The organism is Myxococcus sp. CA005 (assembly GCF_006518205.1).
Classification (GTDB): Bacteria; Myxococcota; Myxococcia; order Myxococcales; family Myxococcaceae; genus Myxococcus; species Myxococcus xanthus.
This window is the reverse complement of record NZ_SRLV01000059.1, coordinates 38431-52057: the sequence shown is the minus strand read 5'-3', so window position 1 is coordinate 52057 and position 13627 is coordinate 38431. Positions and strand designations below refer to the sequence as shown.

Genomic DNA, 13627 nt, shown 5'->3' with positions numbered 1-13627 from the left:
GGAGGGAGCTCCACACGGTGATGCAGGTCCGCACCTGGGTGCCCGCGAAGGCGCCGGGGCCCAGGTCCACCACCTCGCGCAGGGAGAGTGTCTCCAGCAGCGACTGGCGAAGCGGCGCGTACATGAAGGCGTCGAGGAAGCTCGCGGGGATGATGAAGGCGAGCGCACCGGGACGGGTGGCCAGCCGGTGCGCGGCCACCAGGAGGAAGAAGGCGAAGTCGTCTCGCAGGCTGGTGCCAGGCATCAGTGCCAGTGGGAGCAGGGCGCGCAGCCGCGCATAGGTGCCCGGGTCCTTCAGCACGGAGGAGGTGCCGTTGTAGGGCGGGTTGCCCACCCACAGCTCCTGGTGGTCCGGCGGAGTGGTGGCGAGCAGGGGCTCCAGTCCGTCTCGCAGCGCGTCTCCCGCGCGCACGGTGGCCTCGGGCACGCGGGCCTGGCAGAGGCGGGCGACCTCGGGGTCCAACTCGAGGCCACAGAGCCGGACGCCGGGCCGCAGCCGCGAAGCGGCGGTGAGGAAGGCGCCCGCGCCGCACGAGGGGTCCACGACCGTGAGGGGGCCTCCGCCCACGTGCTGGAGCGCGAGCGCGAGGGTGCGTTCCGCCAGCGGTGCAGGCGTGAAGAAAGCACCCACGGCCTTACGGTCCAGGCTGGGGAATTGAAGGACGAGCTTCTCCTCATCCACTTCCAGCGGCCTATGCGCGGTGCGAGGCATGGAACCGCATCCTACCCAGCGTGGTGCGGAGTGAACGTCGGGGGCCTGCTTTCTGGCGGGTGTTTCATCGAGTTGTGCGCTTGGCATCAACATACCTGCCCTGGAGTCGCAGGAGGCGGTGATGTCTGGGTGGGGCTCGCTGCCGTGTTGTGACAGGTTGGCCCGGGAACGTGGCGCGTGCGTTCACCGATTGAGACCGCCCACAAATGTCCCGACATTTCCGAACAGCAAGCCTTGAGCCGGCGCCGCCCCCCTGTACCTCAATGTGTGAAGCTGCCTCGCGCGCGGACCGGTGCCGTCAGTCCACAAGCGCGGTTGGCGGGAACCGCCACGTCGATGAGCTTGGGCTTCGGCAGGCCCAGGTTGTTCATGAGCTGGATGAAGCCGTCTCGGCTCCGGCCGGCCACGCGCGGGTTGTGTCGCTTCTCCTCGCCGATGGTCGTCACCGTCAGCCCTCTGTAGTCATGGGCCGGGTACACGAGCGTCTCATCGGGGAGCGCGAACAGCACCTGGGTGATGGAGTCATACAAGGTGCCGGCGTTCCCATTCTGGAAGTCTGTCCTGCCATTGCCACGGATGAGCAGGGCATCCCCGGTGAAGACACGGTCTCCCAACAGGTAGCTCACGCTGTCATCCGTGTGGCCCGGCGTCGCGAGCACCTGGAGCGTGAAGGTCCCGGCGCGCAGCGTGTCGCCATGTTTCACGTGGATGTCAGCGCACGGTGCCCCGGTGATGCCACTCACCACCTTGGCGCCCGTGCGAGCCCGGAGCAGGCCGGACGCAGTGACATGGTCCGCGTGCACGTGTGTGTCGAGCGCATGGGTGAGGGAGAGGCCTAGCTCCCGCAGCAGCGTGAGGTCCCGGTCGAGCTTCTCCGCGACGGGGTCGATGAGGAGTGCCGTTCCTTGTTCCTCGTCCCCAAGCAGATAGGTGTACGTCGAGGACGTCGTGTCGAAGAGCTGGCGGAAGAGCATGGTTGCCTCCAGGGCATCGAGAGCCAGGGCTCCGTCGATAAGCTTCACCCTGTGAGGGGCATTGGCTGGAGTCGGACGCCGGTTCCGCCTCCGTCCAGTCCAGGAGGCGCCCGGCCGCTGGTACGGGGGCCATGCGAGCGCCCGCGACCTAGAGCCCGTGACCGCAGTGCTTGCAGAAATGCGCGTCCAGGTCATGCCCCTGCTGGCCACAGGCGGGGCACGCCCGGTTGTCCACCGCGTGCCGCGTGGCGGCGGCCAGCTCCACGGAGACGATGCCCGTGGGCACGGCGATGATGCCGTAGCCCATCACCATCAGAATGGAGGCGATGAACTGCCCAGGTGCCGTCTTGGGGGTGATGTCGCCAAAGCCGACCGTCGTCACGGTGACGATGGCCCAGTACATGGCGCGCGGGATGCTGTCGAAGCCGTTCTCCTGGCCCTCCACCACGTACATCAGCGCGCCCATGATGACGACGATGGTCAGCACGGTGCCCAGGAAGACGGTGATTTTCGGGCGGCTGGCGCGCAGCGCGGTGAGCAGCACCTCCGCCTGGCCGAGCAGGTGCGACAGCTTGAGCACGCGGAAGACGCGCAGCAGCCGCAGCACTCGAATCGCCAGCAGGGACTGTGCCCCGGGAATCAGAACGCTCAGGAAGGTGGGCAGGATCGCCAGCAAATCCACCAGCCCGAAGAAGCTGCGGGCGTAACGCAGCGGCTTGCTGACGGAGAAGAGCCGGAGCAGGTACTCCAGGGTGAACAGGCCCGTGAAGAACCATTCGACGCCGAGCAGCAGGCTCCCGTACTGGGCCCGCACCGAGGCGACGCTCTCCAGCATCACCGCGATGATGCTGAAGAGGATGGCCCACAGGAGGCCGACGTCGAATGCCCTGCCCGCGGGCGTCTCCGCCTCGAAGATGATTTCGTGCAACCGACCGCGGAGGCCCTCGGTGGGGCCCTGCTCTGAGGCGTTGGACACGGGCCCAGTGTAGGCGACCCGTGCCCCAGGGGAATGTCCGTCCTCAGGCCTTGGCCTCGCTGCCCGTGGCGGCGGGGCGGGACGGCTCATCCGCGGGCTTCGATGCCACGGTGGCCACCGCGGGGGCCGGCTGGGGCACCCCCACGTGCATCCGGTGCTTCACTTCGGCGAAGCGGGCGGCGGACTCGTGCTCGGGGAAGAGCAGCGACACCGCCGCGCCCACGATGAAGGCCAGGGGAATGGTGATGACGCCCGGGTTGCGCAGGGGGAACAGCGCGGACGTGTTGCCCAGGAGGTCCACCTGCACCGTGGGGGACAGGAAGATGAAGAGCACCGAGCTGATGGCGCCCGTCAGCATGCTGGCCACCGCGCCATTCGTGGTGAACTTCTTCCAGGCCATGGACAGGAGCAGCGCCGGGAAGTTGGCGCTCGCCGCGATGGCGAAGGCCAGACCCACCATGAAGGCCACGTTCTGCCCCTTGAAGGCCACGCCCAGGATGATGGCCAGGACGCCCAGGAAGAGGCTGGCCAGCCGGGCCACCTTGAGCTGCTCCGCCTCGGGGGCCTGCCCCTTGCGCACCACGCTGGACCACAAGTCATGGGACAGCGCCGCCGCGCCGGACAGCGTCAGGCCGGCCACCACCGCCAGAATCGTGGCGAAGGCGACGGCGGAGATGAAGCCCAGGAAGCCCGTGCCACCCACGACTTCGGCGAGCATGGGCGCCGCCATGTTGCCGCCCTTGTCCACGCCGGTAATCGCCTGACGGCCCACCAGCACGGACGCGCCGAAGCCCAGGATGAACGTCACCAGGTAGAAGTAGCCGATGAGCCCCGTGGCGTAGAAGACGCTGCTGCGCGCCGCCTTCGCGTCCGGCACCGTGTAGAAGCGCATCAGGATGTGCGGCAGGCCCGCGGTGCCGAACATCAGCGCCACGCCCAGGGAGATGGCCTCCAGCGGGTTGTTCACCAGCTTCCCGGGTGCCAGCACCTCCGCGCCGTATTGGGTGGCGGCCTCGTTGAAGAGCCGCAGTGGGCTGAAGCCGAACTTGGACAGCACCATGCCCGCGAGCCCCGTGGCGCCCGCCAGCAGCAGCACCGCCTTGACGATCTGCACCCACGTGGTGGCAATCATCCCGCCGAAGAGGACGTAGAGAATCATCACCGCGCCCACGATGACGACCGCCGCCTCATAGGACAGGCCGAACAGCAGGTGGATGAGGTTGCCGGCGCCCACCATCTGCGCAATCAGGTAGAAGCTGACCACGGTGAGCGTGCCCACCGCCGCGGACAGGCGCACCGGCGTCTGCTTCAGCCGGTAGGCCACCACGTCCGCGAAGGTGTACTTGCCCAGGTTGCGCAGGGGCTCGGCGATGAGGAACGTCACGACCGGCCAACCCACCAGCCAGCCAACGGAGTAGATGAGCCCGTCGAAGCCGGACGTGGCCACCAGGCCCGCGATGCCCAGGAAGCTGGCGGCGCTCATGTAGTCGCCCGCGAGCGCGAAGCCGTTCTGCGCCGCGCTCACGCCGCCGCCCGCGGCGAAGAACTCCGAGGTCGTCTTCGTCTTGCGCGCCGCCCAGTACGTAATCGCCAGGGTGACGCCGACGAAGAGGAGGAAGAACAGGATGGCCGTCGCGTTCGGCTGGCCGAGCTGCGTCGTCGTTTCTGCGGGGTTCATGCCTGCCTCACTTCCCACCGCGGAGTTGGTGCAGGGCGCGGTCGTACTTCCCGTTCGCCCACAGCATGTAGATGCCCGTCAGCGCCCAGGCCGCGACGATGACCAGCGCGCCCAGCAGGATGCCAATGGACAGGCCGGGGACGAGCTGCTGCCCCATGAGCGGCTTGTCGAACGCCACCAGCAGGATGAAGCCCAGGTACGCCACCAGCGTCGTCACGGTGAGCACGCCGGCCACGCGCCAGCGCGCCGCCGCGAGTGCTTCCAGCGCTTCCTCATTCGGATTCGTGGACATGGGAATTCTCCTCCGGTCAGCGCTTCGCCTGTGGGGGTGTGGCCTTCGCGAGGAGTTCGTCGAGCACCGACGGGTCCGCCAGGGTGCTGGCGTCACCCAGGTTCTCCACCTCGCCCGAGGCAATCTTGCGGAGCATGCGGCGCAGAATCTTCCCGGAGCGCGTCTTCGGCAGGCCGTTGACCAGCACCACCCGGTCCGGCGTGGCGATGGGGCCAATGACATGCCGAACCTGCTCCTTGAGCGCGCCCACCATCTGCTCGGAGGCGGACTCCTGCCAGTCCGGCTTCACCGTGACGAACGCGCATACGCCCGTGCCCTTGAGGTCGTGCGGGAAGCCCACCACCGCGGCCTCGGCGACGGCCTCATGGGCCACCAGCGCGCTCTCCACCTCGGCGGTGCCCAGGCGGTGCCCGGAGACGTTGAGCACGTCGTCCACGCGGCCGGTAATCCAGTAGTACCCATCCTCGTCGCGGCGGCACCCGTCACCGGTGAAGTACAGGTTGGGGAAGCGCGCGTAGTACGTCTCCTTGAAGCGCTGGTGGTGGCCATACAGCGTGCGAGCCTGTCCCGGCCACGAGCGCGCCAGACACAGGTTGCCGCTGACGCCGTTGCCTTCGATGACGCGGCCCTCGTCGTCCACCAGCACCGGCTCCACGCCGAAGAAGGGCAGGGTGGCGGAGCCCGGCTTGGTGGGCGTGGCCCCCGGCAGCGGGGCAATCAGGATGCCGCCCGTCTCCGTCTGCCACCACGTGTCCACCACCGGGCAGCGGCCTTCGCCCACGACGTCGTGGTACCAGCGCCACACCTCCGGGTTGATGGGCTCGCCCACGCTGCCCAGGAGGCGCAGCGACTGGCGCGAGGACTTCTTCACCCACGCGTCACCCTCCTTGATGAGCGAGCGCAGCGCGGTGGGCGCGGTGTAGAGGATGGTGGCCTTGAGGTCGTCCACCACGCGCCACAGCCGCCCTGCGTCCGGGAAGGTGGGCGTGGACTCGAACATCACCGTGGTGGTGCCGTTCATCAGCGGCCCGTAGAGGATGTAGCTGTGTCCGGTGACCCAGCCCAGGTCCGCCGCACAGAAGTAGACGTCCTCCGGCTGGATGTCGAAGACGTAGCGGAACGTGGTGGCCGCGTAGACGAGATAGCCGCCGGTGGTGTGCAGCACGCCCTTGGGCTTCCCCGTGGAGCCGGAGGTGTAGAGGATGAAGAGCGGATCCTCGGAGTCCATCCACTCCGCGGGACAGACGCCGCGGTGCTTCGCCATCTCCGCGTCCAGCCAGTAGTCGCGGCCGGCGAGCATGGGCACTTCCTTGCCCGTGCGGCGCACCACGAGGATGGACTCCACCAGGGACAGGCCCTCCACGGCCTCGTCCGCGATGGCCTTGGTGGGCACGAACTTCGGGCCGCGCGGCCCTTCGTTGGCGGTGATGAGCACCTTGGCGCCGGAGTCGAGAATCCGCTCGCGCAGGGCCTCCGATGAGAAGCCGGCGAACACCACGGAGTGCACCGCGCCGATGCGCGCGCACGCGAGCATGGTGTAGGCCAGCTCCGGCACCATGGGCAGGTAGATACAGACGCGGTCGCCCTTGCGCACGCCGTGCGCCTTCAGCACGTTGGCCACGCGGCCCACGTGGTGCTGGAGGTCGCGGTAGGTGATGGATTCGTACTCGCCCGGCTCGTTCTTCGCCCAGATGATGGCGACCTTGCCGGGGCGCTCCGTGGCGTGCCGGTCGATGCAGTTGTAGGCCGCGTTGAGCTTGCCGCCGCCGAACCAGGAGAAGTCCACCTGTTCGGCGTCCAGGTCCATGATGGCGTCTGGCTTGTGGAACCAGGTGAGCTGTTCAGCCATCTCACTCCAGAAGGCCTCGGGCTGCTGGATGCTGCGCTGGTAGAGGCGCTGGTAGTCCTCCAGGCTCTTCACGTGGGCTTTGCGGCTGAAGGCGTCCTTCGTGGGAATGAGCGCTTCCTGCGTCTGGGCCATCGTTGGCTTCCTTGGGAGTGGAGGAGGGTTAGTAGAAGAGCTGGAGCTGGCTCGTGCCCGTCACGGCGGCACGTGCCTGGGAGATGTCGCCCGTCCACGCGACGGCGACCTCTGTCCGGAGGTTGAGCGTGTGCTTCTGGAACCAGATGTTGAAGCCGGGCTTGAGCGCGAGCAGGTCCTGGCCGTCCACGCGCGCCTTGAAGTACTCGCCGGAGATGAGCGGCTGGAACTTGCCGAAGCGCCAGCCCGTCTCCGCGTAGAGCCCTGTGCCGCTCTGCGGGTTGTCCAAGCCCTGGCGGTAGTGGAAGAGGGTGGCGTTGAAGACGAACTCCTGGTCGTTCGCCAGGGGCACGTCGAGGAACACGTCCGCGGCCGTGCCCAACGAATCATGGAGACCGGATTCCGTGGACACCGCCTTGGGCTGGTAGTCGGCGCCGATGCCCACCGACAAGCGCGGCTCGGAGGCGAAGTAGATGCCTTGGAAGAAGAGGTCCTCCTCGCGCGTGAAGAAGTTCCAGCGCGCCATCGCCGTGATGCGAGGCAAATCGTCCGGGTTGAGCACGGTGCCATCCGGGGTCGTCTTGCCGTTGACGCCATTGAAGATGGCGGCCCGGAATCCCAAGGGGCCGGCGAAGCCGCGGACCTGCACGCCGATGTCCCGCCACACCTTGCCCACGCCAGGTGCCCAGCGGACCAGGCTGGAGTGGTAGTCCACGGCCTGCAACGCGACGGCGCCCTGGAGGACATGGCGCGTCAGCGGTGGCAGCAGCATGCCCACGTCAATCCAGACTTTCTCCGCCACCTCGTAGGAGATGAACGCGTCCTGGATGAAGAAGGCGACGTTCCAGTCGCCGTTCTTGCCGAAGTTGGGCTGGTCCGTCTCGGCGAAGAACGACAGCTTCTGGGTGATGTGGCCGAAGACGAGCAGGCGCGTGCGCCGCAGGAACATGTCGGAGCTGGGGCCGCCGGACGGCGCGCCTTCGTCGACAATCTGGAGCTGCGGCTGCAGGAGGATGGCGACGTTGAGGTAGGACTCCTCGCTGATGGGAATCTTGAATGCGCTCGACGGAGTGGCTGACAGCAGGACCGCGAGCGCGGCCATGAACGACAGCATGCGTGCGGGGGCAGTGCGCATGCCCCAGCACAGAGCAACGTGTCTGCCAACGCGCCGCGCTCGGAGATTCAAGACGTTGCAGGTTGGCTCGGCGCGTCAGGACGTTACCGAAGGTGACGTTCGCGTTACCGCGGTAACGCTTCATGCGCTGCGTCGTAACGCTTCGCGCGCGGCGTCAGGTCTGCTTGGAGTTCGAGTGGTCGCCTGTCTTTCCTAGCAGGTATCCACCATGGCTGATGGCCAGCAGGGCGAGCATGCCTTGCGACAGGGCGGGCATCGCGTGGGTCGTCCCGCGCGCCACCGACATGGCCACGTCCATGAAGTAGCCCACCGCTGCGATGAGCGTGAAATAGAACATCTGCACCTTGGCCAGGTCGATGTGCGCGGTGTTGCCCACCTCGTCTCCCTGGAACATGTCCGCCATGCGCGCGTCCGTCATGTTCGCGTTGGCGTAGAGCACGCCCTGGCGGTGAGCGTCGATGTCCGCGGGGGCCTCCGCGAGTTGGACGGAGGTGTTCTGCACCAGCTTCTCGTCCGGGCTGCGCGCACGCTTGCCGCCCAGCACCAGCGGTGTGCCCAGAAGGGACGTGGTGGAGATGCCCATGGCAATCCAGAGCTCCTGGGGGATGTCGACCCCCACTGCGTTGGGCGCGCCCGACTTCACGCGGGAGAGCGTCATCGTCAGGTAGCCCGCCATCACCACCACGGTCCACACGAGCGCCTGGAATCGGGAGAGGCTCATCAGGTTGCGCTCACTGATGAGCAGCGCCAGCGGCACGCCCGCGATGGCCTTTCCCAACACCAGCAGGAAGCCGGTGAGCATGGCGGCCGTTCCGAGCAGGTTCCATCCCGGCGGCAGGAACCATGTCGTGGTGATGATGGCCATGGGCATGACCGTGGTGAGCACCACCATCCGCCCGTACTCCGCGCGAGGAACGACGCCAACGATTTCCCCCGCGCGATTGCCAGCCCCACTGCCAATCACAGGCACGCTGTCTGCCATGAGCTCCCCCCAACGGTGTGTTGGCGGAAATCCTAGCGATGGGGCGCGGCAGGCGTTCCGCTGTGCCGGGGCGGCGCCCCTGGTGGACGGGCTTCCAGCACTGGAGGGCAGTGGACAGACGCGAGGGCGCCGTGCCTCAGGCGCGCGTGCGAGGGATGCCCAGCTTCTGGCGCTTCTCCCACAATGCCTTGCGGCTGATGCCCAGGCGCTTCGCCAGCTCCGTCTCGCCCATGTGCTCCTGGTGCTCCATGACGAAGCGGCGGAAGTACTCCTCCATGGATTCCGGTGAGGCGCCGCTGGCTTCCTCGGCGGCGGCGGGGCTCGTGTCGGCGGATTCGGTGGACGCTCCGAAGCTGTCCGCCGTGTCGGGCAGCTCCAGCGCCAGGAGTCCCGTTGTCACCACCGGGCCATCCGCGAGGATGACGGCGCGCTCCAGCGCGTTCTCCAATTCGCGCACGTTGCCCGGCCAGGGATGGGAGGTGAGCGCTTCCAGGGCCTCGGGAGACAGGCTCGCCGTGGGGCGGCCAAGCTTGCGGCTCGCCTTCTCCAGCAGGTGCCTGGCCAGCGCGGGCACGTCCTCCGTGCGCTCCCGCAGCGGCGGCAGACGGATTTCCACCACGCGCAGGCGGAAGTAGAGGTCCTGACGGAAGGACCCCTCCTGCACCCGGCGGGGCAGGTCCCGGTGGGTCGCCGCGACGATGCGCACGTCCACCTTGCGGGGCCGCGTCGCGCCCACTCGCCGCACTTCGCCGTCCTGGAGCATGCGCAACAGGCGCGCCTGCGCGGGGGCGGGCAGTTCGCCAATCTCGTCCAGGAAGAGCGTGCCACCGTGCGCCGCCTCCACGAGCCCCGGGTGCGCGGCCTGCGCGCCGGTGAAGGCGCCCTTCTCGTGGCCGAACAGCTCGCTCTCCAGCAGTCCTTCGGGAATGGCCGCGCAGTTCACCGCCACCAGCGGCCCGTCCGCCCGGGGGCTCTGGGCGTGGAGGGCCCGCGCCACCAGCTCCTTGCCGGTGCCGGATTCGCCCAGCACCAGCACGGTGGCCGGGGAGGGCGCCACCTTGCGGACGCGCTCGAAGACCTCGCGCATCGCGGCGCTGTTGCCCACCATGCCGCTGACGGGGTGGGCCTGCTCCACCTCGCGCTTGAGCGCCGCGTTCTGCCGCGTCAGCAGTCCTTCGCGCAGCACCCGCTCCACCTGCATCAGCAGCTCGTCGTGGTCGAAGGGCTTGGCGATGTAGTCCACCGCGCCCAGCTTCATCGCGTCCACCGCCGACTTCACGGTGGCGTAGCTGGTCATGATGAGCACCGGCACGCCCGGACACATGACGATGATGTCCGTCCCCGGGGCGCCCGGCAGGCGCAGGTCCGACAGCACCAGGTCGAACGAGTCCAGTGGGTAGTCGCTCGACGCCTCGTGCACGGAGCCCGCTTCGGACACGTCGTGCCCCGCGCGCACGAGCAGCCGGCGCAGCTCCGTGCGGATGATGGGCTCGTCTTCGATGACCAGGATGCGGCTCATGCCGGGGCCTCCCGCTCGGGGTTCACGCTGGCTTCCATCCGGCGTGGCTCCGGAAGGCTCACCACGATGCTAGTCCCTCCCCCCCTGCCGCTTGTCCACCTGCATCGTTCCGCCGTGCTCTCGGACGATGCCCGCCGCGAGCGCCAGGCCCAGGCCCGTTCCCTCGCCGGGGCCCTTCGTGGTGAAGAAGGGCTCGAACACGCGCTGCGCCAGCTCGGTGGGAATCCCGTGTCCCCGGTCCATGACGCGCAGGCGCACCGCGCTACCGTCGATGTCCGCTTCCAGCTCCACCACGCCGTGCTCGGGTGAGGCGTCCATCGCGTTGGTCAGCAGGTTGACGAGCACCTGCTCCAGCCGCTGCGCGTCGCCTTGCACCTCCAGGCCCTCTGGACAGCGATGCTCGAAGCTCACCCCATGCTGCTTGCGTGCCAGCCGCGCCAGTTGCACGGCTTCGCTCAGCAGTGGCGCCACGGCGACGCGCGTGAAGGGCCGCGCCTGTCCGCCCACCGTGCCTTCGTGGCTGAAGCCCACCAGCGTCCGGACGATGGCGTCGATGCGCCGGCATTGCTGGAGGATGAGCCCCGCGCGCTCCTGCACCGCCGCCGGGTCCTCCAACTCGTACTTGAGGTTCTGCGTCAGGCTGGCGATGGCCGTCAGCGGGTTGCCAATCTCATGGGCCACGCCCGCGGCCACGCGCCCCAGTGAGGCCAGCCGGTCCTGATGCGCCATGCGCGCGTCCACGGCCTTTCGTGCCGTGAAGTCCTCCACCAGGAGGGCCATGCCCTCGGACGAGCCCGTGCCCTGCTCCGCGGGAGAGAGCCGCGAGCGGTGCAGCCGGAGAATGCGCTCGACGCCCGCCACGGTGACACGTGTCTCCGTGTCTCCGTCCACACCGCTGGCGAAACCGGACAGCAGCGGGCCCCAGGGGGCGGGCAGGGCATCCAGGGGATGGCCACGCACGGTGTCCACCGGCACGCCGGAGAGCTGCTCGAGCGTCGCGTTCCAGATGACGACCTCACCATCCGGCCCCACGGCGCAGACGCCCACCGGGAGGTCCTCCAGGATGCGGCGCAGGTAGCGGCGCACGGCCTCCAGCGCGGGCACCGGGCCTTGCAGTCCCCGCGCGTCGCGAAGGCGCTCCTCGACGAAGCGGAGTTGTTCGGCCAGGGCGGTGCGCGCGCCGGGCTCCAGCCGCAGCGCCTCCTCCACCGTTATGCGCGCGAGCACGGGGCCCAGCAGTCCCGACAGGTTTCGCTCCACGCCGTCGCGCAGGCGGCGCAGCTCGGAGGGCCGGCGCTCGTCCTGCGGCAGCGACAGGGAATTCAGCGCCCGGTCCACCTCCGCCGTCGCGGCCTCCTCACCCAGCAGCGGGGCCAGCTTGCGGCGGAACTCGTCGGGCGAGCCCGCCACCACGCCGCCCGCGGCGGGCGCGGCCTCCTCGCGTGTGCAGGCCCGCGCGGCCTCTGCTTCCTCGGCGGACTGGCGCGTCGCCAGCGACACGCCGATGAAGGCCAGCCCGTTGAGCGTGAGCGAGGCGAAGGTGGCGAAGCCCCAGGGCTCACTGTCGGAGAACCCGAGCAGCGCCGCCATGCGATGCGTCCACGCGACGACGCCCGGCGACGCCCACAGGGGCACCACCAGTGTCAGGAGCCAGAGGCTGGCGCCCACCGCCAGGCCCGTCAGCAGCCCGGCGCGCGTGCCCCGCTTCCAGAACAGCAGCCCCAGCACGCCCGGGATGAACTGCGCCACCGCGACGAAGGACACCAGCCCCAGGTCCACCAGTCCCGTGCCGCGGATGTTCAGCAGCCAGTGGAAGCCGTAGCCGGCCAGGATGATGATGCCGATGAACAGCCGGCGCGCCCACAGCAGCCAGCCGTATAGATGCGGCTGCCCGCGTGCGTAGCCCAGCGGCAGCACCAGGTGCGTGAGGCACATGGGCGCCAGGGCCAGTGTGGTGACGATGACCATGGCGCTGGCCGCGGAGACACCGCCCAGGAAGGCACCCAGCGCCAGCCACGTGGCGCCGCGTGACGCGGGCACCGCCAGCACGTGGAAGTCCGCGGGCCAGGGCAGTCCCAGCGCCTCGCCGCTCCAGAGCACCACGGGGACGACCAGGTTCATCACCAGCAACAGCAGCGGGAAGGCCCAGGTGGCGGTGGCCAGTCCCTCACGCTCCGGGGCCTCGGTGAAGGCCACGTGGTAGCTGCGAGGCGTGAGGAACGCGGCCGCGCAAGAGAGCACCAGCAGCGGTGCCCAAGAGGCGTCTCGCGCCGGGCGCTGAAGTGCGTCGATGGCCTCTGGATGCGCGTCGACCCAGGCCAACAGCCCGTCCACGCCGCCGAACACGTTGGAGACCGCCCAGACACCCACGGCCACCAGTGCGACGAGCTTCACCGCGGACTCGAAGGCGATGGCCAGCATCAGGCCTTCGTGCCGCTCGCGCGGAGTGAGGTGCCGTGCGCCGAAGAGGACGGAGAAGACGGTGAGGACCGCGCAGAAGCCCAGGCCCACCAGCGTGGGAGACGCGGAGGGACTGAGCACGCGCGCGGACTCCACGACGGCCCGCACCTGGAGCGCCAGATAGGGGAGGCTGCCCGCCAGCAGGAACAGTGTCACCGCCGTACCGGTGGATTGCCCCGGGTAGCGGAAGGCCAGCACGTCCGCTAGCGACGTGAGCTGCAACTCGCGGGACAGGCGCAGCAGCGGGCGCCACAGCACGGGTATCAGCAGGCACGCCAGGGTGACGCCCAGGTAGATGCCCAGGTAGCGGAAGCCATGCCGGGCCGCGTAGCCCACGCTGCCGAAGTAGGACCACGATGTGGCGTACACGCCCAGGGCCAGCGCGTAGACGAGCGGATGCTGGGTGATGCGCGCGGGGATGGCGCCTCGCTCCGCCGCGTAGGCCACCAGGAAGAGCACCAGCAGGTAGGCGACGGACGCGGCGACGAGCGAACCGAGCTCGAGCGTCATGGGCCACGACTCCGGTGCGCCGCCCAGCCGCCCAGGAGGATGACGCCCAGCCACACCGCGAAGGGCAGGTACCCCGGCGCGCCCTCCGCCAGCCACAGTCGGCGCAGGGGAGAGCCGAAGAGGAGCACCGCGACGGCGAAGACGAGCAGCGACGGCATCACGGGGGCGTCGGGCTCGGTAGGGCGCTTCATGGTGGCGAGGATACCAGCCGTGTCGCCTTCGGGTGACGAAGCCACCACGTGCGTCGTGTGGACGCGGTGGGCCTGTTCGCCGGGCGCGGGAGGAGCATCCTCACGGCGCACCTGCTGTCCGGACGTGGGCGCACGGGCCTGCCTGGCCGTGGATTGAGGCTCGACAGGCAGGCCGGGCCGTCCTGAGAATGCGGACGGCCGAGCGGCGCCTGCGTGC

The 13627-nt window shown here is 69.1% G+C and carries 11 protein-coding genes; all 11 read right to left on the bottom strand.

The genetic code is table 11. The features are described 5' to 3' along the window. On the bottom strand, nt 1–712 hold a 712-nt coding region (locus tag FMQ63_RS24225; RefSeq protein WP_194866445.1), incomplete at its 3' end, for a class I SAM-dependent DNA methyltransferase. 260 nt (nt 713–972) lie between these two features. Next, nucleotides 973–1686, bottom strand: a complete 714-nt coding sequence (locus FMQ63_RS24220) for an MBL fold metallo-hydrolase (protein ID WP_011555811.1) — start codon at nt 1684–1686, stop codon at nt 973–975. Nucleotides 1687–1834: 148 nt separating this feature from the next. Next, a complete protein-coding gene (locus tag FMQ63_RS24215) occupies nt 1835–2662 on the bottom strand; it encodes an ion transporter (protein WP_011555810.1) in 828 nt (275 codons plus the stop codon). A gap of 43 nt (nt 2663–2705) precedes the next feature. Next, entirely contained in the window at nt 2706–4340 is a 1635-nt protein-coding gene (locus FMQ63_RS24210) for a sodium/solute symporter (protein ID WP_011555809.1), read from the bottom strand. Nucleotides 4341–4347: 7 nt separating this feature from the next. After that, nucleotides 4348–4632, bottom strand: coding sequence for a DUF485 domain-containing protein (locus tag FMQ63_RS24205; protein WP_011555808.1), 285 nt, complete (start codon nt 4630–4632; stop codon nt 4348–4350). A 16-nt stretch (nt 4633–4648) separates the two neighbouring features. Further along, the gene (gene acs / locus FMQ63_RS24200) at nt 4649–6613 is read right to left on the bottom strand and encodes an acetate--CoA ligase (protein ID WP_011555807.1); all 1965 of its coding nucleotides are present in this window, start codon (nt 6611–6613) and stop codon (nt 4649–4651) included. Nucleotides 6614–6641: 28 nt separating this feature from the next. After that, on the bottom strand, nt 6642–7715 hold the full coding sequence (locus FMQ63_RS24195; protein ID WP_228556483.1) for a hypothetical protein: 1074 nt from the start codon (nt 7713–7715) through the stop codon (nt 6642–6644). A gap of 187 nt (nt 7716–7902) precedes the next feature. Then, complete coding sequence (locus tag FMQ63_RS24190; RefSeq protein WP_011555805.1) at nt 7903–8730, bottom strand: hypothetical protein; 828 nt, start codon at nt 8728–8730, stop codon at nt 7903–7905. A gap of 136 nt (nt 8731–8866) precedes the next feature. After that, nucleotides 8867–10249, bottom strand: coding sequence for a sigma-54 dependent transcriptional regulator (locus FMQ63_RS24185; RefSeq protein ID WP_011555804.1), 1383 nt, complete (start codon nt 10247–10249; stop codon nt 8867–8869). Nucleotides 10250–10318: 69 nt separating this feature from the next. Continuing rightward, a complete protein-coding gene (locus FMQ63_RS24180) occupies nt 10319–13219 on the bottom strand; it encodes an ATP-binding protein (protein WP_228556482.1) in 2901 nt (966 codons plus the stop codon). Next, entirely contained in the window at nt 13216–13410 is a 195-nt protein-coding gene (locus FMQ63_RS24175) for a hypothetical protein (RefSeq protein ID WP_026113796.1), read from the bottom strand. The genes FMQ63_RS24180 and FMQ63_RS24175 overlap by 4 nt, the downstream gene beginning before the upstream one ends. Nucleotides 13411–13627: the final 217 nt, after the last annotated feature.